Origin of the sequence: Sphingomonas sp. 22R3R2A-7 (genome assembly GCF_036856055.1) — a bacterium.
Classification (GTDB): domain Bacteria; phylum Pseudomonadota; class Alphaproteobacteria; order Sphingomonadales; family Sphingomonadaceae; genus Sphingomonas.
The window spans coordinates 2,302,430-2,327,705 of record NZ_JASPFR010000001.1 but is presented as its reverse complement, the minus strand read 5'-3'; the positions used below and the strand labels follow the sequence as shown (position 1 = coordinate 2,327,705).

Annotated in this window: 17 protein-coding genes, 1 tRNA gene and 5 pseudogenes; 13 read left to right on the top strand and 10 right to left on the bottom strand. The window is 67.7% G+C overall.

Annotated features, from left to right (window positions below; all coding sequences use genetic code 11):
* Window positions 1-193 precede the first annotated feature (193 nt).
* The gene (gene purH, locus QP165_RS11065) at window positions 194-1,756 is read left to right on the top strand and encodes a bifunctional phosphoribosylaminoimidazolecarboxamide formyltransferase/IMP cyclohydrolase (RefSeq protein ID WP_333995717.1); all 1,563 of its coding nucleotides are present in this window, start codon (window positions 194-196) and stop codon (window positions 1,754-1,756) included.
* A 35-nt stretch (window positions 1,757-1,791) separates the two neighbouring features.
* On the opposite strand, the pseudogene QP165_RS11060 reads toward purH, so the two are convergent.
* From QP165_RS11060 to QP165_RS11040, 5 genes and pseudogenes are all read right to left on the bottom strand, one after another.
* Window positions 1,792-3,289 (bottom strand): annotated as a pseudogene (locus QP165_RS11060) (lipopolysaccharide biosynthesis protein).
* A gap of 140 nt (window positions 3,290-3,429) precedes the next feature.
* A complete protein-coding gene (gene polA, locus QP165_RS11055; RefSeq protein ID WP_333997005.1) occupies window positions 3,430-6,204 on the bottom strand; it encodes a DNA polymerase I in 2,775 nt (924 codons plus the stop codon).
* 126 nt (window positions 6,205-6,330) lie between these two features.
* Window positions 6,331-7,440 carry a serine hydrolase gene (locus tag QP165_RS11050; protein ID WP_333995715.1) on the bottom strand — a complete coding sequence of 370 codons (1,110 nt, stop codon included), beginning with the start codon at window positions 7,438-7,440 and terminating at the stop codon, window positions 6,331-6,333.
* Window positions 7,441-7,556: 116 nt separating this feature from the next.
* Window positions 7,557-9,134, bottom strand: a complete 1,578-nt coding sequence (gene nadB, locus QP165_RS11045) for an L-aspartate oxidase (RefSeq protein WP_333995713.1) — start codon at window positions 9,132-9,134, stop codon at window positions 7,557-7,559.
* Entirely contained in the window at window positions 9,131-10,054 is a 924-nt protein-coding gene (locus QP165_RS11040; protein WP_333995711.1) for an ABC transporter ATP-binding protein, read from the bottom strand. The genes nadB and QP165_RS11040 overlap by 4 nt, the downstream gene beginning before the upstream one ends.
* A gap of 277 nt (window positions 10,055-10,331) precedes the next feature.
* On the opposite strand from QP165_RS11040, the gene QP165_RS11035 reads away from it, so the two are divergent.
* The gene (locus QP165_RS11035) at window positions 10,332-10,565 is read left to right on the top strand and encodes a zinc-finger domain-containing protein (protein ID WP_056018220.1); all 234 of its coding nucleotides are present in this window, start codon (window positions 10,332-10,334) and stop codon (window positions 10,563-10,565) included.
* A gap of 18 nt (window positions 10,566-10,583) precedes the next feature.
* Window positions 10,584-12,014, top strand: a complete 1,431-nt coding sequence (gene tldD / locus QP165_RS11030; RefSeq protein WP_056673054.1) for a metalloprotease TldD — start codon at window positions 10,584-10,586, stop codon at window positions 12,012-12,014.
* 24 nt (window positions 12,015-12,038) lie between these two features.
* Here tldD and QP165_RS11025 read toward each other — a convergent pair whose 3' ends face one another.
* Complete coding sequence (locus QP165_RS11025; RefSeq protein WP_333995710.1) at window positions 12,039-13,247, bottom strand: phospholipase D-like domain-containing protein; 1,209 nt, start codon at window positions 13,245-13,247, stop codon at window positions 12,039-12,041.
* A gap of 159 nt (window positions 13,248-13,406) precedes the next feature.
* Between QP165_RS11025 and rpoZ the strand changes: the two genes are divergently transcribed.
* Window positions 13,407-13,751, top strand: a complete 345-nt coding sequence (gene rpoZ / locus QP165_RS11020) for a DNA-directed RNA polymerase subunit omega (protein WP_031439727.1) — start codon at window positions 13,407-13,409, stop codon at window positions 13,749-13,751.
* Window positions 13,752-14,288: 537 nt separating this feature from the next.
* On the opposite strand, the pseudogene QP165_RS11015 reads toward rpoZ, so the two are convergent.
* Window positions 14,289-14,968 (bottom strand): annotated as a pseudogene (locus QP165_RS11015) (RlmE family RNA methyltransferase).
* Window positions 14,965-15,985, bottom strand: a pseudogene (locus QP165_RS11010) (Ppx/GppA phosphatase family protein). Before QP165_RS11010 ends, QP165_RS11015 begins: the two co-directional pseudogenes overlap by 4 nt.
* 185 nt (window positions 15,986-16,170) lie before the next feature.
* Between QP165_RS11010 and QP165_RS11005 the strand changes: the two are divergent.
* Window positions 16,171-16,244: transfer RNA gene (locus QP165_RS11005), tRNA-Gln, on the top strand.
* Between the two features lie 390 nt (window positions 16,245-16,634).
* Here the strand turns inward: QP165_RS11005 and QP165_RS11000 are convergent.
* Window positions 16,635-17,573 (bottom strand): hypothetical protein, encoded by a 939-nt coding sequence (locus QP165_RS11000; protein ID WP_333995709.1) that lies wholly within the window; start codon window positions 17,571-17,573, stop codon window positions 16,635-16,637.
* A 268-nt stretch (window positions 17,574-17,841) separates the two neighbouring features.
* Here QP165_RS11000 and QP165_RS10995 point away from each other — a divergent pair.
* From QP165_RS10995 to QP165_RS10990, 3 genes and pseudogenes are all read left to right on the top strand, one after another.
* A pseudogene (locus QP165_RS10995) lies at window positions 17,842-18,375 on the top strand (DeoR/GlpR family DNA-binding transcription regulator); the annotation flags it as partial.
* The gene (locus QP165_RS20030; RefSeq protein WP_443019282.1) at window positions 18,363-18,623 is read left to right on the top strand and encodes a hypothetical protein; all 261 of its coding nucleotides are present in this window, start codon (window positions 18,363-18,365) and stop codon (window positions 18,621-18,623) included. The pseudogene QP165_RS10995 and the gene QP165_RS20030, both read left to right, overlap by 13 nt.
* A 16-nt stretch (window positions 18,624-18,639) precedes the next feature.
* Window positions 18,640-19,782, top strand: coding sequence for an MFS transporter (locus QP165_RS10990; protein ID WP_333995707.1), 1,143 nt, complete (start codon window positions 18,640-18,642; stop codon window positions 19,780-19,782).
* A gap of 208 nt (window positions 19,783-19,990) precedes the next feature.
* On the opposite strand, the gene QP165_RS10985 is transcribed toward QP165_RS10990, so the two are convergent.
* The gene (locus QP165_RS10985) at window positions 19,991-20,581 is read right to left on the bottom strand and encodes a TlpA family protein disulfide reductase (protein ID WP_333995706.1); all 591 of its coding nucleotides are present in this window, start codon (window positions 20,579-20,581) and stop codon (window positions 19,991-19,993) included.
* A 73-nt stretch (window positions 20,582-20,654) separates the two neighbouring features.
* Here QP165_RS10985 and argH point away from each other — a divergent pair, with 73 nt between their 5' ends.
* From argH to QP165_RS10960, 5 genes and pseudogenes are all read left to right on the top strand, one after another.
* Window positions 20,655-22,022: an argininosuccinate lyase gene (gene argH / locus QP165_RS10980; protein WP_333997004.1), complete on the top strand. Its 1,368-nt coding sequence runs from the start codon at window positions 20,655-20,657 to the stop codon at window positions 22,020-22,022.
* Window positions 22,019-22,282, top strand: coding sequence for a hypothetical protein (locus QP165_RS10975; RefSeq protein ID WP_333995705.1), 264 nt, complete (start codon window positions 22,019-22,021; stop codon window positions 22,280-22,282). Before argH ends, QP165_RS10975 begins: the two co-directional genes overlap by 4 nt.
* A 12-nt stretch (window positions 22,283-22,294) precedes the next feature.
* Window positions 22,295-23,557, top strand: coding sequence for a diaminopimelate decarboxylase (gene lysA, locus QP165_RS10970; protein WP_333995704.1), 1,263 nt, complete (start codon window positions 22,295-22,297; stop codon window positions 23,555-23,557).
* The gene (locus QP165_RS10965) at window positions 23,554-24,324 is read left to right on the top strand and encodes a precorrin-2 dehydrogenase/sirohydrochlorin ferrochelatase family protein (protein ID WP_333995702.1); all 771 of its coding nucleotides are present in this window, start codon (window positions 23,554-23,556) and stop codon (window positions 24,322-24,324) included. The genes lysA and QP165_RS10965 overlap by 4 nt, the downstream gene beginning before the upstream one ends.
* Window positions 24,321-25,275: pseudogene (locus tag QP165_RS10960) on the top strand (CorA family divalent cation transporter). Before QP165_RS10965 ends, QP165_RS10960 begins: the two are co-directional and overlap by 4 nt.
* Window position 25,276: the final 1 nt, after the last annotated feature.

Below are 25,276 nucleotides of genomic sequence, written 5' to 3'. Positions count from 1 at the left end.
CGGTCACCGCCATCATCCCCCACCCCGCGTCATCCTGACGAAAGTCAGGACCCAGGATACCAAACGACCGCGCCCGTGGCTCTGGGTCCTGACTTTCGTCAGGATGACGTAAGGAGGGGAGCGCAGGCCCCCCTGTTCCCAAACCCCAACCGACGCTAAGGCCCGCCGCACGGCGACTCCACGAAAGACCCTCATGACCAGCATCCCGATCAAGCGCGCGCTCCTGTCCGTTTCCGACAAGACGGGGATCGTCGATCTCGGCACGTCGCTCGCGAGCCACGGCGTCGAGCTGGTCTCGACCGGCGGCACCGCCACCGCCTTGCGTGCGGCCGGCCTCGACGTCCGCGACGTGTCAGAGCTGACCGGCTTCCCCGAGATGATGGACGGCCGCGTCAAGACGCTCCACCCGATGGTCCACGGCGGTCTGCTCGCGGTCCGCGACGATGCCGGCCACGCCGCGTCGATGGAGGAGCACCAGATCGGCGCGATCGACCTCGTCATCGTCAATCTCTATCCGTTCGAGGCGACCGTCGCCAAGGGCGCGGACCGCGACACCGTGATCGAGAATATCGACATCGGCGGTCCCAGCATGGTCCGCTCGGCGGCCAAGAACCACGCCTATGTCGCGATCGTCACCGATCCCGCGGACTACGCCCTTGTCGCGGGCGGCAGCACGACGCTCGACGACCGCAAGCGCCTCGCCGCCAAGGCCTTCGCCACCACCGCCGCCTATGACTCGGCGATCGCGACGTGGTTCGGCACCGTCGACCAGGCCGAGGCATTCCCGCCCGTGCTGCCGATCACGCTCAAGCGCGGCGACACGCTTCGCTACGGCGAGAACCCGCACCAGTCCGCCGCCTTCTACGCCGCCACCGACAGCGTCCGCGGCATCGGCCAGGCGCGCCAGCTCCAGGGCAAGGCGCTCAGCTACAACAACCTGAACGACGCTGACGCCGCGTTGGAACTCATCGCAGAGTACCGCGACGCCGAGCCCTCGGTTGTCATCGTCAAGCACGCCAACCCCTGCGGCGTCGCCACTGCCGCCACGCTCGCCGACGCCTATGCCGCTGCGTTCGCTTGCGACACCGTCTCGGCGTTCGGCGGCATCATCGCCGTCAACCGCACGCTCGACGCGGAAACCGCGCGCGCGATCACCGGCATCTTCACCGAAGTCGTCGTCGCCCCCGACGCCGATGAGGAGGCGATCGCGCTGTTCGCCGCCAAGAAGAACCTCCGCCTGTTGCTGACCGGCGAGCTCCCCGATCCCGCGCGCGCCGGGCTCACCGCCAAGTCGATCGCCGGCGGCTGGCTCGTCCAGAGCCGCGATAATGGCACCCCCGGCGAGCTGACCGTCGTCACCAAGCGCCAGCCGACCGAGCAGGAGCTGATCGACTGCCGCTTCGCCTGGACCGTCGCCAAGCACACCAAGTCGAACGCGATCGTCTATGCCAAGGACGGCAGCACCGCGGGCATCGGTGCGGGACAGATGAACCGCCTCGAATCCGCGCGCATCGCCGCGTGGAAGGCGAAGGATGCGGCGGACAAGGCGGGCTGGGCGACGCCGCGGACGATCGGCTCGGCGGTTGCCTCCGACGCGTTCTTCCCGTTCGCCGACGGTCTGCTCGCCGCAGTCGAGGCAGGCGCGACCGCAGTGATCCAGCCCGGCGGGTCGATCCGCGACGCGGATGTGATCGCCGCCGCGGACGAAGCCGGTCTCGCGATGGTGTTCACCGGGATGCGCCACTTCCGGCATTGATCGGACCCGGGCCCCCTGCGATTGCGGGGGGCCAGTTACGGGATGGCCGAACCGGCGTTGGGAAGCACCGGTTCGGCTTCGGGTGGCTTCTTCTTGAACAACGCCCGGTCCGCCGGGCCGAACGCCCATTTCCACAGGATGAAGAGATACGTCCCGGCGATCGCGGGTTCCCCGACCGCGAGTTCGACCCATTCGTACCGTTTGGGCAGCGCGGTGAAGGCCGCCCCGACGACGATCGCAGCCAGCGCGGCCCACACGAGCGGCCAGCGCCATGGCGACACGCTCGCACCGAGCAGGTGGCCGAGCAGCCTGGACTTGATCACCGAGGTCAGCGCGACCGACAGCATGAGCGCGACCGCCGGCCCCGCCGCCTGATAATTCACCGGATAACCGAGCCCGCGGATCAGGAAGATCAGCGCGAAGCTGAGCCCGATCTGGAAGGCGAGCATCGCCGCCGAGATCATCAGGTTCCGGTGACGCGCGATGTAGACGAGCGCGGATTCGCTGACCGCGCCGGTCGAGGCGAGGAATTCGGCGGTCAGCAGGAACGCGAGCGCGGCGGTGCCGGCGACGAATTGCGGGCCCACCACGCCCATCACCGCTTCGCCGGGGATCGAGCCCATCAGCGCGAGCCCGCCCTGTGCCGCCATGATCCAGAACGCGACCTGGCGGACCTGGTTGGCGATCGCGGCGCGGTCGTTGTTCGCGAGGCTCTGCGTGATCACCGGGCCGAGGATCGGGTCGAAGCTGGTCTTGAGCTTCTGCGGCAGGCTCGCGACCTGCTGCGCCATGTAATAGATGCCGACGATCTTGGGCTCGAACATCACGCCGAGGATGAAGCGGTCGACGTTGCGGCTGCCCCATTCGAGGATGTCCGCGCCCGCCAGCGGCACGTTGGCGCGGGCGAGCGTGTAGAGCGGACGCAAATGCGGCGACCAGCCGCGGGGGACGCCGTAGCTGCGCAGGAACGGCACGAGGCTGGCGATCAGCGCCGCGATCATCGACGCGACATAGCTGAGCACGAGCCCGTCGCGGATCGTGAAATAGGAGAACGCCCAGGCGGCGATCGAGATCGTCCACGGCTCGACCACCGCGCGCGCGGTGACCGCGGCCTTGACGTTGAGGCGATAGGCGAGCGCGGCGAGGCTGACGTCGGACCAGGCGACCGCGACGATGATCAGCGGCAGGAACCGGTCGAGCCCGGTGATCGCGCTGTTGGGATACATGATCTGCGGGAAGGTGCAGAGCACCGCGCTGGCGATCAGCGAGGCGATGAACGCGACCGCCATCGCATCCCACACGACGTTGGCGTGCGGGCGATCCGCGCTGCTGAGCGCCTGCGCGAGACCGCGCTTGAGGCCGAGCGTGGCCAGCAACGCGGCGAGTTCGACGACCACGACCGCGATCGCGAACCGGCCGACCAGGTCGGGACCGTAGATCCGGCCGGCGATGAACAGGAACGGGATCTCGCGCCGCCAGCCGCAGGACGAAGCCGGCGATGTTGGTCCGACCGCCCTTCGCGAGCGTGTCGATATCCTTGGTCGATCTCGGTCACGGGCGGGCGCCGTCGGTGCGTCGCGCCGCGGCACAGCCGCGTCGTCGGTCGGAGCAAGCGCTCCGCTGGCCGCGCTGGTGCAAGTCAGCCGGACGTGGCCGGCTGCCGCCCTGCGCGATCAATGCGCCGCGCCCCAGCTCAGGCCGGTACCGATTTCGATACCCAGGGGAACGTCGAGCGTCACCGCCGGCGTCGCGGCGTTGGCCATCACGCGTTCGATCACGGGCTTGGCCGCCTCGACATCACCCTCGGGCAGTTCGAACACGAGTTCGTCGTGGACCTGGAGCAGCATGCGCACGTTCGGCAGCCCGGCTTCGAGCAGCGCGGGGCCCATGCGGACCATCGCGCGCTTGATGATGTCCGCGCTCGTCCCCTGGATCGGCGCGTTGATCGCGGCGCGCTCGGCGCCCTGGCGTTCGTGCTGGATCTTCGAGCGGATCCGCGGGAAATGCGTTTTCCGCCCGAACAGCGTCGTCGTGAACCCGGTCGCGCGAACGCTTTCGGTGGTGTCGACGATGTAGCTCGAGATGCCGGGGAAGCGATCGAAATAGCGGTCGATCATCGCCTGCGCCTCGTCCGCGCTCACATCGAGCCGACCCGCGAGCCCCCAGCGCGAGATGCCGTAGAGGATTGCGAAGTTGATCGTCTTCGCGCGGCCGCGCGTGTCGCGGTTGACCTCGCCGAACAGCTCCTGCGCGGTGAGGCTGTGGATGTCGTCGCCATTCGCGAACGCCTGCTTCAGCGCAGGCACGTTCGCCATGTGCGCGGCCAGCCGCAGCTCGATCTGCGAGTAATCGGCGGCGAGGATGACGTTGCCGGGCTCGGCCACGAACGCGTCGCGGATCTGGCGGCCGATCTCGGTGCGGATCGGGATGTTCTGCAGGTTCGGATCGGTCGACGACAGCCGGCCGGTCTGCGCGCCGGTCAGCGAATACGACGTGTGGACGCGACCCGTCGCCGGGTTGATCTGCGCCTGCAACGCATCGGTATAGGTCGATTTCAGCTTCGAGAGCTGACGCCAGTCGAGCACCTTGCGCGCGATCACCGCGCCGGGCGAATCCTTGTCTGCGGCGATCCGCTCGAGTTCGGTGACGTCGGTCGAATAGACGCCCGACTTGCCCTTGCGGCCGCCCTTGATCCCCATCTTCTCGAACAGCACGTCGCCGAGCTGCTTGGGGCTGCCGATCGTGAACGGCGCGCCCGCGAGCGCGTGGATCTCGGTCTCGAGGCTCGCCATCTGCGCGGCGAACTCGGTCGACAGCTTCGACAGTTTCGCCGCGTCGACCTTGATCCCGTGCATCTCCATCTGCGCGATGACGGGGACGAGCGGGCGGTCGACCATCTCGTAGACGCGCGTCGAGCCCTCGGCGGGCAGGCGGCGCTTGAACCGGCGCCAGAGGCGGAGCGTGACGTCGGCGTCCTCGGCGGCGTAATGGGTCGCGGCCTTGAGGTCGATTTCGTTGAAGCTGCGCTGCGACTTGCCCGTGCCGACCACGTCCTTGAACGCGATGCAGGTGTGCGAGAGGTGCGTGGCGGCGAGCTCGTCCATGCCGTGGCCGTGCAGCCCTGCGTCGAGATCGAAGCTCATCAGGATCGTGTCGTCGAACGGCGCGATCGTCACGCCGCCGGTCGCCGCATAGGCGCGGGCAAGGACGATCATGTCGTATTTCAGATTATGGCCGATCTTGAGGATGCTCGGATCCTCAAGCAGCGGCTTCATCTTCGCCAGCACGGTCGCGCGGTCGATCTGGACCGGGTTTTCCGCGAGCAGATCGGTGCCGCCATGCGCGATGGGCACGTAGCAGGCGAGGTTCGGATGCAGCGCGAGGCTGATCCCGACGAGGTCGGCGCGCGTCGCGTCGATCCCCGTGGTCTCGGTGTCGATCGCGATCCAGCCCTGGTGCCGGGCCAGCGTGATCCAGCGGTCGAGCGCCGCCTCGTCGACGACGGTCTCGTAATCGTCATGCTTGCAGGGCTCGTCCGCGTCCATGTCCGCGACGACGGTCGACTCGGCGACCGGCGCTTCTGCGACGGCCGACAATTTGGCGATCAGCGACTTGAAGCCGTGATGTTCAAGGAATGCGCGCAAGGGGGCGTCGGGGATACCCTTGAGCTCGAGATCCTCGAGCGGCTCGGGCAGCGCGACGTCGCATTTGAGCGTGACGAGCACCTTCGACAGCCGCGCCATCTCGGCATGCTCGATCAGATTGTCGCGCAGCTTGCCCTTCTTCATCCCCTCGGCGGCGGCGAGCACGGATTCGAGGTTGCCATGCTCGAGGATCAGCTTGGCGGCGGTCTTGGGGCCAACGCCTGGGACGCCAGGGACGTTGTCGACGCTGTCGCCCATCAGCGCGAGCACGTCGCCGAGCTGCGCCGGGGTCACGCCGTGGAATTTCTCCGCGACATGCTCCGCGCCGAGCCGGCGGTTGTTCATCGTGTCGTACATGTCGAGCCCGGGCTCGATCAACTGCATCAGGTCCTTGTCGGAGCTGACGATCGTGACTTCCCAACCCTGCGCGAGTGCGGCCCTCGAATAACAGGCGATGATGTCGTCGGCTTCGAGTCCCTCGGTCTCGATGCACGGGAGCGAGAAGGCGCGCGTCGCGTCGCGGATCATCGGGAACTGCGGGACGAGATCCTCGGGCGGCGGCGGACGCTGCGCCTTGTACTTGTCGTAGAGATCGTTGCGGAACGTCTTCGACGACTTGTCGAGAATGACCGCCATGTGAGTCGGGCCGTCTGCGGCGTGGACCTCGTCCGCGAGCTTCCACAGCATCGTCGTATAGCCATAGACCGCGCCGACCGGCTCGCCATGCTTGTTGGTGAGCGGCGGCAGCCGGTGATAGGCGCGGAAGATATAGCCGGAGCCGTCGACGAGATAGAGATGGGGCATCACGCGCGGTCTAGCGGATGCGCGCGCGCGGACCAATGGGCGAAGCGTGGCTGTTGGGTATCAGGTTGGAGGAAATCTCGCCCGTCTCCATCAGGCGATCCTCCCCCTTGCGGGTGAGGATTGGAGTCAGCTTGAAGGGCGCACGCTGCCCGCATGCGTGGCGACGGCCGCTGCGACCGACTGGATCAGCATCTGGCGTTCGCGGATCGGGCGCAGCGTGTCGCCGATCATCACCGCGATCGCATAGCGCTTGCCGTCGGGTGCGGTGAGCAGGCCGACATCGTTGAAGCCCGCGTTGCGGCGCCCGAGATCCTGACCGGTGCCGGTCTTGTGCGCGATCCGCCACCCCGCGGGCAGCGCGGCGCGAAGCCGCGCGCGGCCGGTGACCGACGCCCCCATCGTGTCGAGCAACACCTGCGTCGAGCTCGCGCTGAGCAATTCGCCGCGCGCAAGCCGCGCGAGCGCATCGGCAATCGCGATCGGCGCAGCACCATCGGGCGGGTTGGCGACATAGGCATCGAGCGCCGCGGCACGGACCGTGGGATCGAGCTGCGCGCGGGCGACGGCAAACGCATTGCCGAGCGCATAGGCCGGCTGCCAGACGAGCCCGGCGGTCCCGCTCTGCAGCTGGCGCTCGCCCGGACCGAAGCGGATCTCGCCGAGCTGCTTGCGCAGGATCATGCCGCGCACCGCGCGCGGGCCGCCGACATAGCTCAGCAACCGGTCGTTCGCGGTATTGTCGCTGTGCGTCAGCGCGCGCGTCAGCAGCTCGCCGACGGTGGTGTGATAGCCGTCGCCCTTGACCAGCATCGCGATCGGCTGGTGGAACAGCGTGAGGTCCTCGGGCCGGACCACGACCGGATCCTCGAGCCGCGCCTTGCCCTGGTCGCGCAGGTCGAGCAGCGTGATCGCCACCCAGAGCTTGCTGACCGATTGCTGCGGCAAATGCTGGCGTCCGCCGACCTCGACCGTCCAGCCATCATCGACCGCGCGGATCGCGATCCCCGACTTGCCCTCGAACCCCTGATGCAGCGCGACGATCGCAGCATCGAGCTGTGCCGGCGCGGCACGCGCCGGGCGTGCGGCGACGGGCGGGATCGGGATCGAGACGGTCGCCTGCGGATCGCCCTGCGGCGCGGCGGTGCTCGTCCCCGGTCGCGACGAGGGGCCACAGCCCGCAACCGCGAGCGCGATGCCGGTGACCCCCAAGAGACACGCGAACCTGCCAGATGCCATATGTACCGATTGCCCCGTGATCCGGCGGCAATCCTTATCGGCCCGCACGGCCCGCGATATGCCCGTACCGGCCACGTGCGACGAGCCGCACCCTGGACACGTCGGGCCGCGAAAAATCAGGGAACGAGCACGGTATCGATCGCATCCGGCAGCATGCCCGGATAGTCGAGCGTATAGTGCAACCCGCGGCTTTCGTGGCGGTGCAGTGCCGAGCGGACGATCAACTCCGCGGTCTGGAGCAGGTTTCGCAGCTCGATCAGGTCGGGCGTGACGCGGAAATGCTGGTAATATTCGGCCACCTCGTCGTTGAGCAGCTTGATCCGGTGCTGCGCGCGTTCGAGCCGTTTGGTCGTGCGGACGATGCCGACGTAATTCCACATGAACCGGCGGATTTCGGTCCAGGTCTGCTTGATGACCACTTCCTCGTCCGAATCGGTGACACGGCTTTCGTCCCAGGGGCGGATCGGCGGGGGCGGGGGCAGGCTGTCCCATGCGGCGGCAATGCTGTCCGCGGCCGCCTCGCCGAACACGAAGCATTCGAGCAGCGAGTTGGACGCCAGCCGGTTCGCGCCGTGCAGGCCCGATTCGGTGCATTCTCCCGCGGCATACAGGCCGGGGAGGTCGGTCTTGCCATGCTCGTCGATGACGATCCCGCCGCAGGTGTAATGCTGCGCCGGCACGACCGGGATCGGGCCGGTCGTCATGTCGATGCCAAGCCCGAGCAGCTTGTCGTGGATGTTGGGGAAATGATGCCGGATGAAGTCGGCGGGCATGTGGCTGATGTCGAGATGGACGTAATCGAGCCCGTCGCGCTTGATCTCCGCGTCGATCGCGCGCGCGACCACGTCGCGGGGGGCGAGTTCCATCCGGTCCGGATCGTAATCGACCATGAACCGGTGTCCCGTCGACGGGTTGATCAGCCGCCCGCCTTCGCCGCGCACCGCCTCGGTGATCAGGAAGTTCTTCACGTCGAGATTGTAGAGGCAGGTCGGGTGGAACTGCATCATCTCCATGTTGGAGACGCGCGCACCCGCCCGCCACGCCATCGCGATGCCGTCGCCCGTCGCGCCGCGTGGCGCGGTCGAGAAGAGATAGGTCCGGCCGGCACCTCCGGTCGCCAATATCGTCGCCCGCGCGGTATACAACGCGACGCGCTCGGTGTGGCGATCGACCGCGTAGACGCCCCAGACGTTGCCGGCGCCCGAATAGCGCTCCTCGTGGCGGCCGGTCGCGAGGTCGATCGCGATCTGATCGGGGACGAGTGTGATGTTGGGATGCGCCTCCGCGGCCTTTTGCAACGCCTCCTGCACCGCCCAGCCGGTCGCATCGGCGACATGGACGATCCGGCGATGGCTGTGCCCGCCCTCGCGCGTCAGATGGAGCGCGTTGCCCTCGGTCTCGAACGGGACGCCGAGATGCGTGAGGCGCTCGATCGCGGCGGGGGCGCCCTCGACGACCATCTCGACGACCGCGCGGTCGTTGAGGCCGGCGCCCGCGACCATCGTGTCCTCGACATGGTTTTCGAACGTGTCGCCGGGTTCGAGCACCGCGGCGATCCCGCCTTGCGCCCAGGCGGTCGAGCCCTCGTGGAGCGCGCCCTTGGCGAGTACGGTCACGGTGAAGCGGTCGGCCAGGTTCAGTGCTGCGGTCAGCCCGGCGGCACCCGATCCGACGATCAGGATGTCGCTCGTCATGCGTTGGCGGCGCGGGTCAGGCTGAGGAAGACGTCCTCGAGATCGGGTTCCTTGGTCGAGACGTCGACGATCCCGAACCCGCCGCCCTGGATCGCGGCCAGCACTTCGCCCGCGTTCACGCGGTCCTTGGCATAGGTGATCTCCAGCGTCCGGCTGCCCTTCAGCGCGATCTTCTGGAAACAGGCATTGGCGGGGACCTCGGTCACGTCGCGGTCGACCGTGACCGCGACGATCTTTTCCTGCGCCTTGCCGACCAGCTCGCGCGTGGGTTCGTTGGCGATCAGGCGGCCGTTGTTGATGATCGCGATCCGGTCGCAGAGCTCCTCGGCTTCCTCGAGATAATGCGTGGTCAGCACGACCGTCACGCCCGCGGCGTTGAGGCTGCGGACATAGGTCCAGAGCTGCTGGCGCAGCTCGATGTCGACGCCCGCGGTCGGCTCGTCGAGGACGAGGACGGGGGGCGAGTGGACCATCGCCTTGGCGACCATCAGGCGGCGCTTCATGCCGCCCGACAGCGTGCGCGCATAGGCGTGCGCCTTGTCCTCGAGATGCACCGCGCGGAGCAGCTCCATCGTGCGGCGCTTCGCCTTGGGGACGCCGTAGAGCCCCGCCTGGATCTCGAGCGTCTCGAACGGCGAGAAGAAGGGATCGAACAGGATCTCCTGGTTGACGATCCCGATCGACGCCTTGGCGTTGCGGGGGTGGTCGTCGGTGTCGAAGCCCCAGATCGCCGCGTTGCCGTCGGTCTTGTTGACGAGGCCTGCGAGGATGTTGATCAGCGTCGACTTGCCCGCGCCGTTCGGGCCGAGCAGCCCGAAGATCTGGCCGCGCGGCACGTCGAACGTCACGCCGTCGAGCGCGCGCTTGCCGCCCGCATAGGTCTTGCAGAGATTGGTGATGGCGATCGCGGCTTCGGTCATGGTCGCGGCATAGCGGGGCGGGGAGGGCGGGTCATCCCCTGAGGCAACAAGAAGATGTGTTCACGCGAAGGCGCAAAGGCGCAAAGGCTGTGGCGCCCAGCCCGTCCTTCGGAAGACACCAGTGCCCGTCGCGATAGAGATTAGGCGCACGGTCGCTCCGCGACAAACACACAAGCTTCGCGCCTTCGCGCCTTCGCGTGAATCATTCTCGGTCACTGCGAATGTCGGCACAGAAGAACCAATTGCCCGCCCCGCCCGCGCTTGCTATCGCGCGGCCATGCATCCGCCGCTCGAAACCACCCGCGTCACCCACGCCCGCGTTGCCTGCGATGGCGCCACCGACATTCCCGGCGGCGCAGCGCTCGGCCATCCGCGCGTCTGGTTGCAGATCGACGAGACCGGCTATGTCGATTGCGGCTATTGCGACCGGCGCTTCATCCTCGTCGGCGGCCCTGCCGATGGTGCGGACCAGTCGACATTGCGCGACCATGGGGATGGCGCAGGGCGCTAAGCCCCTTATATCTATCGGATGACGATAGCCGCAGACCCCCGCTCGTTCCTCTACCGCGACACGCTCGACCCCGAGCAGGCGCAGGCCCTTACCGCCAAGGCGCTCGCCAAGGCCGATGACGGCGAACTCTATCTCCAGTACCGCAAGGCGGAGGCGTTCGGGTTCGACGACGGCCGGCTGAAGACCGCCTCGTACGACACGAGCTCGGGCTTCGGCCTGCGCGCGGTGTCGGGCGAGATGACCGCGTTCGCGCATTCGAACGAGATGACCCCCGCCGCGATCCGCCGCGCCGCCGAGACGATGGCGCTGATCGAGCCGGGCGTCGCCGCCAAGGCCGGCCCGCCACAGGGCACCAACCGCCACCGCTACACCGCCGCCGATCCGCTCGACCTCGTGCCGTTCGCGGACAAGGTGAATTTGTGCCAGACGATCGACGCCGCCGCGCGCGCGCGCGATCCGCGCGTCGCGCAGGTGTCGGTCAGCCTCTCGGGGACATGGTCGGTGGTCGAAATCGTCCGCGCCGACGGCTTCATCGCCACCGACGTCCGGCCGCTGGTGCGGCTGAACGTGTCGATCGTCGCCGAGCAGAACGGCCGTCGCGAGACGGGCAGCTACGGCATCGGCGGCCGCTATCTCTACACCGACCTCTTCCAGCCCGAGACGTACAACCGCGCGATCGACGAGGCCTTGTCGCAGGCGCTGGTCAATCTCGAGTCGATCGCGGCGCCAGCGGGCGAGATGACCGTGCTGCTCGGCAATGGCTGGCCCGGCATCCTGCTGCACGAGGCGATCGGCCATGGGCTCGAGGGCGATTTCAACCGCAAGGGCACGTCGGCCTTTTCGGGCCGGATCGGCGAGCGAGTCGCGGCCGAGGGCGTGACCGTCGTCGACGACGGCTCGCTCCAGGATCGCCGCGGATCGCTGACGATCGACGACGAGGGCACGCCGACGCGCGAGACGGTGCTGATCGAGGACGGCATCCTCAAGGGCTATATGCAGGACCGGCTCAACGCGCGGCTGATGGGTGTCGAGGCGACCGGCAATGGCCGCCGTGAAAGCTATGCACACGCCCCGATGCCGCGGATGACCAACACCTTCATGAAGGCGGGCAACGACGACCCCGCCGAGCTGCTGAGCCGCGTGAAGAAGGGTATCTTCGCCAAGGCGTTCGGCGGCGGACAGGTCGATATCGTGTCGGGCAAGTTCGTGTTCAGCTGCACCGAGGCGTATCTGGTCGAGGACGGCAAGCTGGGCGCACCGATCAAGGGTGCGACGCTGATCGGCGACGGGCCGAGCTCGCTGACCAAGGTGCGCGGGATCGGCAACGACTTCGCGCTCGACGAAGGGATCGGGATGTGCGGCAAGGGCGGGCAGTCGGTGCCGGCTGGCGTCGGCCAGCCGACGCTGCTGGTCGACGGCCTGACGGTCGGCGGAACGGCGGCGCAGTAAGCGTCGCCGCCGACCGTTAGCGCCCTAGTCCTCGACCCCGAAGTTCAGTCCGCGCGAGACATTGGGATCGACGACCGCGACGACGAAATACGCGCCGAATTGCTTTACGCGCTGCAGCCAGCCGGTCTTTTCCTTGTACAGCGCCGGTGTGATCTCGGTCGAGCATGCGATTTCGGATTCGACATAGCGGCGGACATGCGCGGCGAAGGCGGCGTCCTCGATCCGGATCATCAGCTCCATGTTGATGAACAGGCTGCGCATGTCGAAATTGGCGGAGCCGATATGGACCGCGTCGTCGATCACGTAGAGCTTCGTGTGCAGCTTGGTCGGCTGATATTCGAAGACGTGCACGCCCTTGCGTAACAGCCCCGCATAGGTGAACCGCGCGGCGGCGATCGTCGCGTTATTGTCCGATTTCGCGGCGGTGACGATGCGCACGCGGTCGGTGCGGCGTCCCGCACGATCCAGCCTGCGCAGCATCGTCGGGCTTGGCGTGAAATAGCCGGCGATGATGTCGATACTCGTCGCGCGGCGCATGTCGTCGCGGACCGCCCGCGCCCAGGGTGACAGCCGCCGCGTCGGCCCGCCGATCAGCCAGCGCATCGGTCCCTGCGTCTCGCTATAGCGGCGCAGCGCATGGTTGAGCTTGCGCAGCTTGCCCTTGGGCTGATGGATCCACCCGCTGAGCGCATCGAAATAGCCCGCCAGCCGTCCCGCCGCCGGGCCTTCGATCAGCAGGCCGAGATCGCGCCACGCATTGTCGGCGACCGTCCCGAAATAATCATCCTCGACGTTGAAGCCGCCAACGATGATCCGTGCGTCGTCGTGCTCGCCGTCCGCCAGCGCGAGCTTCTGGTGATTGCGCAGCAGATACCGCCGGCCGAACCGTGCGGAGAACCGGCACACTGCGATCCCGGCGGCCTTGAGCGGGTCGAAGAAGTCGACGCTCGCCGCATCGTCGCTGCCGAAGCCGTCGACGATGAGCGAGACCGTCACGCCGCGTTTCGCCGCCGCGATCATCGCGGTGTTCACGCGCTGCCCGGCGTCGTCGTCGGCGTAGATGTAATAGAGGATCCGCAACGAATGCCGTGCGCCGTCGATCAGCCCGATCAGTGCCTCGAGCCGCTCGGGGCCCGCCTCGAGCAGCGTCAGCCGGTTGCCGTCGACGGTGAAGACCGAGTCCACCGCCTGCGGGGCCGTGGTGCGATCGAGCTGGGGGGCGGGCATGGTCATGGTACGAGCTAGTGGACACAGGCTCGGGCCGATGCAACCTCGCGGCCATGCGGCGCGGGGGGACGTGGACGCCCCCCGACGGCAAAATCTTGACTTTGCGGCGGGGTGTGGGTAGGCGCCGTCATTCTCCCTATCGGTGTTTGTTGCGAAGGAAGCGTCATGGCGCGCGTTACCGTCGAAGATTGTGTCGACAAGATCCCCAACCGGTTCGACCTGGTGCTGTTCGCAGCACAGCGGGCGCGGCAGATCTCGGGCGGCGCCGAACTGACGCTCGACCGCGATCGCGACAAGAACCCGGTGGTCGCGCTGCGCGAGATCGCCGACGAGAACGTCAAGCCCGCGCATCTCAAGGAATCGGTCATCCAGGGCCTGCAGAAGGTCCGCGTCGACGATGACGACGAGGTCGATGCCGTCGGCAGCCTCGCGGCATCGGCAGAGGCGCTGCGCCTCACCGCCGCCGCCCCGCCGCGCAATCAGAATCTGGGTGCCGATTACGAGGGTTGATCGCACGGACGTGGTGCGGCGCGAGCCGGGCCATGTTGCGATCTGACCCTGATCGGTTTCCGGCGAACGATGCTGCGGCATCGCTTGACTGGTCTGATTGAAAGGCTCGTGGACCAGAAGGTCCGCGGGCCTTTTCTTTGCGCGGGTGTCGTTGGGGGTGAGGCGGAGGGAGTGTAGCGCGAGCCGGTTCGCCTTTACGGTGCAGGTGGCCATCGGTCGCCACCCCCACGCGGTTAGCCACCCCCCACGCGGTTCGCCACACCCACACCGTTCGCCCCCCCACGTGGTTCGCCACCCCCACGCCGTTCGCCCTGAGCGTAGTCGAAGGGCATGGGACTTAGGGTGCTTCGACTACGCTCAGCACGAACGGGGGGAGGGGGCCGGGTCGCGGGACACGGAATTAAGCCTGAAGGGCGCAGGGGGCAGGGGGCAGGGGCGCCGGCGATGCCGCCGCCATCAGGCCCCGCAACCACCCCGCCGCGGCAAAGCCGCGTCGTCAGACGCCGAAGGGCGGCGCTGGCCGGGTCGATCGGTGGATCAGCGCTCCCGGTCCACCGATCGACCCTTGAACCCCTGCGCCACGACGAACCACTCGACCGAGCCCTTGCGGCTCGCCGGCGGCTTGGCATGCTTCACCGTCGTGAAGTTGCGCTTCATCTCCGCGACCAGCGCCGAATCGGCACCCCCGCGAAGACCTTCGACACGAACGTCCCGCCCTTCTCCAGCACGTCGCACGCGAAATCGAGCGCGGCCTCGACCAGCGCCATCGTCCTGAGCGCGTCGGTCTGCGGATGGCCGACGGTGTTCGCCGCCATGTCCGACAGCACGAGGTCGGGCGCGCCGCCGAGCGCATCGATCAGCATCGCGGGTGCCGCATCGTCCATGAAGTCCATCTGGAAGATCGTCACGCCGTCGATCGGGTCGACCGGCAACAGGTCGATACCGACCACCGCCGCCTTGGGCAGGCGGCGCTTGATCACCTGTGCCCAGCCGCCCGGTGCGATCCCGAGATCGATGACGCGCTTCGACCCCTTGATGACCTCGAACCGTTCGTCGAGTTCGGTCAGCTTGTACGCCGCACGGCTGCGATAGCCCTCGGCCTTGGCGCGCTTGACGTACGGGTCGTTCAGCTGGCGCTCGAGCCAGCGCGTCGACTGCGCGGTCCGCTTGCGCGCGGTGAGGACGCGGGTATGCCCGCCCGAACCACCACGGCTCATGGCTTCGGGCTGCCCATCAGGCGGCGCAATATGCCCTCGCGAATGCCGCGGTCGGCGATGCCGAGCCGTTCGGCGGGCCAGATGTCCATGATCGTCTCCAATATCGCGCAGCCCGCGACCACCAGGTCGGCGCGCTCGTTTCCGATGCAGGCGAGCTTCGCCCGCTCCTCGATCGCCATGTGCGACAGGTTCGCGCTGATCCGCCGCATCGCGCTGGCGGGCACGATCAACCCGTCGACCACCGAGCGGTCGTAATGGCTTAGCCCCAGATGCACGCTGCCCAGCGTCGTCACGGTGCCGCTGGTGCCGAGCAGCCGGGGCCGCTCGACATTGGCCGGTAGCCGCGCGGCGAACGGCGCGATGCTGTCCGCGACGACCTGCCGCATCCGCACATAGGCCGCGCGTCGGCCCGCCTCGCCCTTGCCGCCGCCCGCATGCTCGGTCAGCGACACGACGCCCCAAGGGGCAGAATGCCAGTCGAGCACGGTCGGGATCGGCGTCGACGTATCGACCAGCACGAGCTCGGTCGAGCCGCCGCCGATGTCGAAGATCAGCGCGGGGTCGTTGCCGGGTTCGATCAGTGCATGGCAGCCGAGTACCGCCAGCCGCGCCTCTTCCTCCGCGGTGATGATGTCGAGATGGATCCCCGTCTCGGCGAGCGCGCGCGCGATGAAGGCGGGGCCGTTGCGCGCCTGGCGGCACGCCTCGGTCGCGACCGAGCGCGCGAGCGTGACGTTGCGGCGCTTCAGCTTCTCCGAACACACCCGCAGCGCGGCGATCGTCCGCTCGATCGCGGCGTCGCTCAGCTGGCCGGTCGAGGCGAGCCCTTCGCCGAGTCGGACGATCTCGCGAGAACGCGTCGATCACCGCAAATCCGCCGGCCTGCGGGCGTGCGATCAGCAATCTGCAATTGTTGGTGCCGAGATCCAGCGCGGCAAAGGCCTGCGCATCGGGCCATCGCCCACGACTGGGCCGGATCGCCGCCGGACGGGCAGGACCACCCTGCCGGGACGGCATTCGGGCGGAAACATCCCCCATCGCCGCAAAACTCACTATCTATATCTGCCGCCGCGGGAAAATACCCGCCCGGTGCTTGGCAACGAATGTAGCGCAGCCCGGCGATTACGCAAGCGACGTGGCGAATCGGCAACATCGGGGCGTTGACAGGCGGCAAAGCCCCGCCTAGATCGCGCCCTCGCTGATGCCCCGTCGTCTAATGGTAAGACTGCGGTTTCTGATACCGCCTATTGAGGTTCGAATCCTCACGGGGCATCCAGCGCTTCATCCTTTGACAGCGAAACTGGACCTCCGTGGCAGGAGCGGCCGTCCGCGCGTCTTGTCTCGGTGGGGGCAGGGCGTGGTGCTGCCGCTTGCTTCGTGCTCCGAGCGGCTTCGGCAAGGCGTAAAGCGGCTGCTTCCCGTGCGCCGATCCGCGCTTCGCAACACCGCACACCCGTTCATCGCCCCGCTGACCGCTTCTGCTTCCGAGGTCCGTTTAGAACGTCGTGATCAGAGGAAAGCGAGTGGCAATAGCCGACATTGCGGGCGGCCACTTTTCCCAAAAGGATCGAACCTCAGGTGTGTCCGGGCTCGGTAAATGGCGGAAAGACTGCACCTCGGGGTATTTTCACTGGGCGGACGGTACTTCGGGCACCGGTGGGCTCGCTCAATTTGATGGCGGCGAGGTGCTGACTTTACCTAGCCAGAAAATTCCGTCGTAGTCGGCATCTGTCTCAGCGCCGGGGAGCGCGCCGAGTTTGATAAACGCAGGGCGATGCAGATCCGTGAGCCCCCGGAAGGGGTAGCTGCCGCATGCAATATCTTTCGGAGTAATCGCCACGCCAGGGTTGGGCGTTAGACCCGGCTTCAGCACGCAATTCCAGGCCGTTCCACCCGCGGTCAGCATATTGAGGGTGACAGTATCTGACGGCGAACCTAGCCGCATTGCCATGGGCTCATACGACGCACCAGCACGCGCGATCGGACGTCTACGCGCATGCGCATTGCCAACCAGAACAAGGACCCGGTCGTATGCGCGCGCCCTCGCGGCGAGCCGAATATTGTCGGCCTGTGCCGCCTCATGCGGTCCCTGGCCGGGAAGATTGGAAAACTGGCGACTCTGCGCCTCGTCTCGCGCGCCATTGAACGCAACCATGTCGATCGACTGACCCCGATTTGCCAGGCGATGTAGCCGGACGAGGAGGGTCGACATTGCTTCGCTGCTGGTGCCGTCGTTCGGGTCAGACCATCCTGACCTCTTCAATGCGCTTAAAAATTGCGCATCCGACAGATTCCAAGCTTTTTGCAAAATGGCATTTTCAGTTGCCGAATGTTCAATGGCAACAAGGATGCGTTCGCCACGGGCAGCTAGCGCACATGCGACATCACCGACAAAGGCAGGTGCCTGCCGTGTTCCATGTACTTCACCGAAAATGACGAATTGCGGTTTGCGGGCTGCTACGGTGTCCCAACCCAAAGGCATGCGACATTCCCGCGCCTTGTGATGTATCGGCGCGCGGTACTTAGAGGGACTAGCATTCAAGCTAGCGGACGCGCTTGTCATCAGGACTGTTGTGCACATAATGACAGCGGGACCGATCTTCATCGAAGTACTCTTGTCCAAGGGCTGATATTGCTTTGGACCATAGCGCCGGCCAATAATCAATCGAAGCGATGACAGCTCCAGCGTGATAGATGACGGCGCAAGCGTAATGACACGCTTTCAGTCGTCGCCGATGCGATCTGGCGGCGGCGTTTCCCAGCGATCGAGAGACGGCCGTCCAAGACCGCTTGGGGACAGGCGATACCCGATGTTGCATGATGACCGTTGGGGTCTTCTTGTTTGTGCACGGTTTCAGTGGTAGGGACGGTGGATGTCAAGCGACCTTCCCTCAAGCCGTATCGACACGATCCTAGCCCGCCTCGCCTCGGGCCAACCGGTTCGTGCAGGCGCGCTTGCCAGGGAGTTTGGCGTTTCCGAGGACGCGATCCGGCGCGATCTGCGCAGTCTGGCGGCGGAGGGCCTGTGTCGCCGCGTCTATGGCGGCGCCTTGCCGATCGTCGAGGGGGCGACCCCGATGGCGGCACGCGTCGGCGAGGACGTGCAGCGCAAGCAGATGCTGGCCGACGCCGCGCTTCGGTTCGTGGAACCGGGCAGTTTCGTTTTCGTCGACAATGGCAGTTCCAATCTCGCGCTTGTCGAGAGGCTGCCGCCACAACTCGATCTTGCCATTGCCACGAGTTCGGTCACGATCGCCGCCGCGGTCCAGCATCGTGACGCCATCGATCTGCTGGTGATCGGCGGGATGATCGACCGGCTGGTCGGCGGCGCGGTCGATGGAACGGCGCTCGAGGCGATCGCGCGCCTCAACATCGACCTGTGCGTGCTTGGTGCATGCGCGGTATCCGCCGAGGGGGCGTCAGTGCGTACGACCCCGCCGACGCCGTTTTCAAACGCGCGCTGGTCGCGCGGAGCCGCAGGACGATCGTCCTTGCGACGAACGACAAGCTCGGTCGACACGCCCCGCACCGCGTGTGTGGCGTCGATGCGCTCGCACAGATCGTCGTCGAGCACGACGCCGATGCCGACATCGTGCGCGATCTGACGGAGGCGGGCGCAACGATTGTGCGCGCCGCCGCGCAAGCCCAGCCCTGATCCGAGGATAGCACCCGTGCAAAACCCCACTTCCGGCGCGCGCCTTGCGACGCGTTTGGCCTTTCTCGTGTCGGGCTTCGGGCTCGCCTGCTGGGCGCCGCTCGTTCCGCTTGCCAAGCAGAGACTGGCGATCGGCGACGGATCGCTCGGGCTGCTGCTGCTGTGTCTGGGGCTTGGCTCGGTCGGCGCGATGCAGCTTGCCGGGCCGCTGACGTCGAAGCTCGGCGCGCGACCCGCGATCCTCATCGGCGGCATCGGGCAGGCGATCCTGCTGCCCTTCCTGGCCTTCGCACCGACGGTCCCCACCATGGCGATCGCGCTGCTTCTGTTCGGCGCATTCCTCGGCGTGATCGAAGTCGGCATGAACGTGCATGCGGTCGAGGTGGAGAAGCAGGCCGGCACGCCCTTGATGTCCGGGTTTCACGGGTTGTTCAGCGTCGGCGGCTTTGTTGGATCCGCGCTGCTGACCGCCGTCCTGTCGATGAAGATCAGTCCGGTCGCCGGGGTCGTCACGGCATCCGTCCTGATGATCGCGACGCTCGCATTGGCCGCGCCCCGGCTGATCGCGACCCCGAGGACCGAGGAGACCCCGCTGGTCGTCGTCCCGCGCGGGATCGTGGTGCTGCTTGCTGCGCTCGCCGCGATCACCTTCCTGACCGAAGGCGCGATGCTCGACTGGGGGGCGTTGCTGCTGAGCGGCAAGGGGCTGCTGCCGGTCACGCAGGCGGGGCTCGGCTACAGCGTCTTTGCGGTGGCGATGACCGCAGGCCGCCTGACCGGCGACGCGATCGTCGGCAGGCTCGGGGATCGGCGGACGATGCTGTGGGGCGGGCTGCTCTTGCTTCTCGGCTATGGCGTCATGCTGCTGGCGCCGGTCGCAGCGGTTGCGCTGTTCGGGATCCTGCTGATCGGTCTTGGCGCGTCGAACGTCGTGCCGATCCTGTTCCGCCAGGCCGGCAAGCAGACCGTCATGCCCGCGGGTCTCGCGATCGCCGCGGTCACGACGATCGGTTACGCCGGGATCCTTGCGGGTCCCGCCGCGATCGGCTTTGTCGCGCAGGGCATCGGCCTGCCCGCCGCGTTCTGGCTGTTGACCGCGCTGCTGTGTCTCGTGCCGCTCTGCGCGAAAGCCGCCACTGCCAGCGGGCGCGCGTCATGATCCTTCCCGATCGCGCAGATGCCGAGACGTTGCCGCGCTACCGCACCGACATCGCGGTCGAGACCAAGGTGAAGGAGGGGTACAGCAGATCGCAAGTGCCAGGTCCGTGATCCCGAAGGACCCCGCAGGATGACAGGGCAGGATCACGCCGCCGACGCCGCGCCGCTCCGGCTTTCGCTCCGAAGCGGTGCGTCGTCGTGCGGGGCGTTCAGCGCGCCTCGGCGATCAGCTTTGCGGCGGCGGGGGTGTTCCATTCATAGCCGCCGAGCATCCGCCAGACCTCACGCCCGGTCGAATCGTACAGGATCGTGGTCGGCAGGTTCGCCTGGTACGCGATGCTGAGCGCCGCCTTGGTATCGAGATAGGGCTTAAGCGTCGTGAACGCCTTCTGCGCAAAGAACGGCGTGACCTTCTCCGCACCCTGCAGATCCTGGCTGACCGCGACGACCTGCACCTTGCCCTTCAGGCTGCCCGCGACCGCGTCGAGCGTCGGCATCTCGGCGACGCAGGGTGCGCACCAGGTTGCCCAGAGGTTGAGCAGCAGCGGCTTGCCCTTGAAGCTGGCGAGCGTGACGGCCTTGCCATCGGGGGCGGTGAAGCTGATCGCCGGCCCCGTCTCGCCCTTGTGGCTGCGGTCGATCTTCTCGACCGGGGCGGCAGGGGTGCCGGTCGCTTCGTCGGGCGAGGGGGCGACTTCGTCCGATGTCGCGGTGTTGCCAGCAGCGGGGCCGACGGCGGACCCTGCCGCGTTTGCTTGCTCCGGAGCCGTCGATTTCCTATCGCAGCCCGCGACCAGCATTGCGCTACCCAGGAGACAGACGATCGACGCCCTTGAGAGCAGAGAAGGGGAGGACATGGACGGCTCCAATGCGATGTGGGGTGGACGCTTCGCCGAGGGTCCGGCCGCGGTCATGCGGGAGATAAACGCCTCGATCCCCTTCGACAAGCGACTGTGGAAGCAGGATATCGCCGGCTCCAAGGCGCATGTCGCGATGCTCGGCGCACGCGGTATCGTGTCGGCTGAGGACGCCGCGACGATCGCCGCGGGACTCGACCGCGTCGCGGCGGACTATGCCGCCAACGGCGTCGTCGAGGATCTCGTGCTCGAGGATATCCACATGCAGACCGAGGCGCGGCTGGCCGAGGCGATCGGTCCGGTCGCGGGGCGTCTGCACACCGCGCGGTCGCGCAACGACCAGGTCGCGACCGATTTCCGGCTCTGGGTCCGCGATGCGATCGATCAGGTGCTCGCGGCGCTCGGCGGGTTCCAGGCGGCGCTGCTGGTGCGGGCCGAGGAGCATGCCGCGAGCGTCATGCCGGGGTTCACGCATCTGCAATCCGCACAGCCGGTGACGCTCGGGCATCACCTGATGGCGTATCACGCGATGATCGCGCGCGACGTGAGCCGCTTTGCCGATGCGCGCGTGCGGATGAACCGCTCGCCGCTGGGTTCTGCAGCCTTGGCGGGGACGGGGTTCCCGATCGACCGCGAGATGACCGCGCGCGCGCTCGGGTTCGACGGTCCGATGACCAATTCGCTCGACGGGGTCAGCGACCGCGACTTCGCGCTCGACTATCTGGTCGCCGCTACGCAGTGCGCGCTGCACCTGTCGCGGCTGGCGGAGGAGTTCGTGCTCTGGGCGTCGCAGCCCTTCGGCTTCGTCGCGCTCAGCGACCAGTGGTCGACGGGCAGCTCGATCATGCCGCAGAAGCGCAATCCCGACGCCGCCGAGCTCGTGCGCGGCCATTCGGGGCGGATCATGGGCTGCATGACCGCGCTGATGGTGACGATGAAGGGGCTGCCGCTCGCCTATTCGAAGGACATGCAGGACGACAAGCCGCCGGTGTTCGAGGCGCACGACCTGCTCGCGCTGTCGATCGCGGCGATGACCGGGATGGTCGAAAGCGCGACGTTCCGGACCGAGCGGATGCGCGCGGTGGCCGAGGCGGGGTTTGCGACCGCGACCGATCTCGCCGACTGGCTGGTGCGCGAGGCGGGGCTGCCGTTCCGCGAGGCGCACCATGTGACCGGGCGTGCGGTGAAACGCGCGGAGGATCTGGGGATCGCGCTCGATGCGCTGTCGATCGCGGATCTGAAGGCGATCGACACGCGGATCGACGATCGCGTCTATGGCGTGTTGTCGGTCGACGCGTCCGTCGCGAGCCGGACGAGCTTCGGCGGCACCGCGCCCGCCAATGTACGCGCCGCGATCCGCGCCGCACGGGAGACGAGCGAATGACGCGCCTGACCCTCACCGCCCGCCTGACGCTCGCGCTGTCGCTCGCCGGTCTGACGCTGTCGGGCTGTGGTGCCGCCGACGGGCTTGAGCCCCAACCCGGCAAATCGCTCCCCGTGGCGCCCTATGGCGCCAAGACCACGCCGACGCCCGCTGCATTGCTGACGCCGACGACGCAGCAGCGCCCCGAGCGCAGCGACGAGTTGCTGACGAATTCGCGCGAACGGCGCAGCGACGAATTCAACCTGCCGCCGCCAAACTGATTGTAAGCAAGCATGGACCATTTCCACTATCGCGACGGCGTTCTCCATGTCGAGGACGTCGCGCTGCCCGCGATCGCCGAGGCGGTCGGGACGCCCGTCTATGTCTATTCGACCGCGACGTTCCGCCGTCATGCGCAGGTGTTCCGCGACGCGCTGAAAGGCGCGGGGCGCGTGCATCTGGCCTATGCGATCAAGGCCAATCCGAACGTCGCGGTGCTGCGCGTGCTGGCCGACGAGGGCTATGGCGCGGACGTGGTGTCCGCGGGCGAGATGGCGCGCGCGCTGGCCGCGGGCATCCCCGCGTCGGACATCGTGTTTTCGGGCGTCGGCAAGACCCGCGACGAGCTCGCCCGCGCGCTCGATGCCGGGATCGGCCAGTTCAACCTCGAGCTCGAGGAAGAGGGCGAGGTGCTTGCCGCACTCGCCCGCGATCGCGGCATTCGTGCACCGGCGGTGCTGCGCGTGAACCCCGACGTCGATGCCGGCACGCACGCGAAGATCTCGACCGGGCGCAAGGAAAACAAGTTCGGTGTGCCGATCGACCAGGCGCCGGCGATGTTCGACCGGCTGGCAAGGCATGACGGGCTCGACCTGCGCGGGGTGGCGATCCATATCGGCAGCCAGCTTGCCGATCTCGCCCCGCTCGAGGCGGCCTATGCGCGGATCGGCGAACTCGTCGCCGAGCTGCGCGGGGCAGGCCATGTGATCAGCCGGGTCGATCTCGGCGGTGGGCTCGGCGTGCCGTACAGGCCTGACGACGTGCTGCCGAGCCCGGCCGACTATGGCGCGATGGTCGCGCGCGCGACCGCGGGCTGGGACGTCGAATTGATGTTCGAGCCGGGGCGCGTGATTGCGGGCAATGCGGGCGTGCTGCTGACCAAGGTCATCTGGGTGAAGCCGGGCGTCACCAACCCCTATGTGATCGTCGATGCGGCGATGAACGACCTCGCGCGCGTCGCGATGTACGATGCCTATCACGACTTCGTCGCGGTCGAGCCCGGTGGCGAGCGGATGACCGCGAACATCGCCGGACCGGTGTGCGAGACGGGCGACACCTTCGCGATGGGGCGCGACATCGACGTCGTGCAGTCGGGCGATCTGGGCGTGTTCCGCACCGCTGGCGCGTATGGCGCGACGATGGCGTCGACCTATAACAGCCGCGCGCTGGTGCCCGAGGTGCTGGTCGATGGCGACCGGTTCGCGGTGGTCGCCGATCGGATCGAGCCCGAGACGATCCTGGCCGCCGAGCGCGTGCCCGAATGGCTCAAGCGGTGAGCCTGCACAGCCTGCCGCTGTTCGTGCGGCTGGCGGGCCGCCCGGTCATATTGCTCGGCGAAGGCGAGGCGGCGGATGCGAAACGCCGGCTGCTCGACCGTGCCGGCGCGCAGGTCGTCACCGACGAAGCCGCGGTCGCTGCGCTCGCGATCGTTGCGATCGACGACGAGGCGGAGGCGCTGGCGGCGGTCGCGCGGCTGAAAGCGCGCGGCGTGCTGGTGAACGCGGTCGACCGGTCGGCGCATTGCGACTTCACGCTGCCCGCGATCGTCGACCGTGAGCCCGTGCTGATCGCGATCGGCACGGGCGGTGCATCGGCCGGGCTGGCGGCGGCGCTCCGGCAGCGACTCGAGGCGCTGGTGCCGGCGGATCTGGGCGGGCTGGCCAGCGCGCTGCAAAAGGCGCGGGGCGCGATGCGCGCGCGGTTTCCCGACGGTGGCGCACGGCGACGCGCGCTGGCCGACGCGCTCGCCCCCGGCGGCGTGCTCGATCCGCTCGGGCCATCGCGCGACGTCGCCAGCTGGCTCGACGGCGGGGCGGTGCAGGACGGAACGCTGGTGCGGATGTCGCTCGCGTCGCCCGATCCCGACGACCTGACGTTGCGCCAGGCGCGTGCGCTTGCGAGTGCGGACCGCGTCTATCACCGCGCCGACGTGCCGCCCGCGATCCTCGACCGCGCGCGCGCCGATGCCGCGCGGATCGCGTGCGATGCGGCGCCGAGCGGGACGGGACCGGGGCTGGTCGTCGATGTGGAGATGGGTGGTTGAGCGGTTTCGGGTTCAAGGTCAGCAACGGCGTCGCGTCGCGGATCCCCGTCGAAGAGGCGCCGGATGCGAGCGGTGATCTGGTATGGGTGCATCTGTCGACCAACGAGGAGGAGGCGCAGGCATGGCTGCGCGACGAGGCCAAGCTCGAGACGTACGTCATCGATGCGCTGACCGCGACCGAGACGCGGCCACGGTGCGAGGCGGTCGGTGAAGGCGCGTTCCTCAACCTTCGCGGGCGGACGCGCGAGGAGATGGATTCTGTCCGATCTGCTCGCGTCGCTGCGCATCTGGGTGGTCAAGGGGCGCGTCTATTCGCTGACGCGCAAGCCGCTGGTCGCAATTCCCTTGGTCGAGCAGGAAGTCGAGGCGGGACGCGTGCGCGATCCGGGCGACCTGATTACCGCGTTCGCGACCGCGATCACCACCGATCTCGACCCCGAGGTCGCCGCGCTCGGCGACGAACTCGACGATTGCGAGGAGCGGCTGGATGCCAAGCACGTCTTCGCGCTTCGCCGGACGGTGAGCCAGGTCCGCGTCGCCGCGATCGGCTATCGCCGGTTTCTCAACCCGCAGCGCGCCGCGCTCGAGAAGCTGGCCGCGCTGCCCGGCGACTGGCTGCGCGACGACGACCGGCTGCATCTCGCGGCGGCGGCGGACCGTGCGGCGCGGATGGCGGAGGAGCTCGAATCGATCCGTGAACGCTCGGCGCTGACGCACGAGGCGCTGACCGACCTGCGTGCGGAGCAGATCGACAATCGCTCGCTGATCATCTCGGTCGCAGCGATGGTGTTCCTGCCGCTGACGTTCCTGACCGGGTTGTACGGGATGAACGTGAAGGGGCTGCCCTTTGCCGAGGAGCCCTGGGCGTTCGATGCGATCGCGGGGGCCTCGACGCTGATCGCGGTGGGGATCGTGCTGTACTTCGTCCAGCGGCACTGGTTCGATCGGTAGC

What these genes read in the sequence shown, in the direction of transcription:
- QP165_RS11035 (WP_056018220.1), top strand. Translation starts at nt 10,332, where the DNA reads ATGCATCCGCCGCTCGAAACCACCCGCGTCACCCACGCCCGCGTTGCC.
- QP165_RS11040 (WP_333995711.1), bottom strand. Translation starts at nt 10,054, where the DNA reads ATGACCGAAGCCGCGATCGCCATCACCAATCTCTGCAAGACCTATGCG.
- nadB (WP_333995713.1), bottom strand. Translation starts at nt 9,134, where the DNA reads ATGACGAGCGACATCCTGATCGTCGGATCGGGTGCCGCCGGGCTGACC.
- QP165_RS11000 (WP_333995709.1), bottom strand. Translation starts at nt 17,573, where the DNA reads ATGAAGATCGGTCCCGCTGTCATTATGTGCACAACAGTCCTGATGACA.
- polA (WP_333997005.1), bottom strand. Translation starts at nt 6,204, where the DNA reads ATGCCCCATCTCTATCTCGTCGACGGCTCCGGCTATATCTTCCGCGCC.
- argH (WP_333997004.1), top strand. Translation starts at nt 20,655, where the DNA reads ATGTGGGGTGGACGCTTCGCCGAGGGTCCGGCCGCGGTCATGCGGGAG.
- rpoZ (WP_031439727.1), top strand. Translation starts at nt 13,407, where the DNA reads ATGGCGCGCGTTACCGTCGAAGATTGTGTCGACAAGATCCCCAACCGG.
- lysA (WP_333995704.1), top strand. Translation starts at nt 22,295, where the DNA reads ATGGACCATTTCCACTATCGCGACGGCGTTCTCCATGTCGAGGACGTC.
- tldD (WP_056673054.1), top strand. Translation starts at nt 10,584, where the DNA reads ATGACGATAGCCGCAGACCCCCGCTCGTTCCTCTACCGCGACACGCTC.
- QP165_RS10985 (WP_333995706.1), bottom strand. Translation starts at nt 20,581, where the DNA reads ATGCTGGTCGCGGGCTGCGATAGGAAATCGACGGCTCCGGAGCAAGCA.
- QP165_RS11050 (WP_333995715.1), bottom strand. Translation starts at nt 7,440, where the DNA reads ATGGCATCTGGCAGGTTCGCGTGTCTCTTGGGGGTCACCGGCATCGCG.
- QP165_RS20030 (WP_443019282.1), top strand. Translation starts at nt 18,363, where the DNA reads ATGCGCGGTATCCGCCGAGGGGGCGTCAGTGCGTACGACCCCGCCGAC.
- QP165_RS10975 (WP_333995705.1), top strand. Translation starts at nt 22,019, where the DNA reads ATGACGCGCCTGACCCTCACCGCCCGCCTGACGCTCGCGCTGTCGCTC.
- QP165_RS11025 (WP_333995710.1), bottom strand. Translation starts at nt 13,247, where the DNA reads ATGACCATGCCCGCCCCCCAGCTCGATCGCACCACGGCCCCGCAGGCG.
- purH (WP_333995717.1), top strand. Translation starts at nt 194, where the DNA reads ATGACCAGCATCCCGATCAAGCGCGCGCTCCTGTCCGTTTCCGACAAG.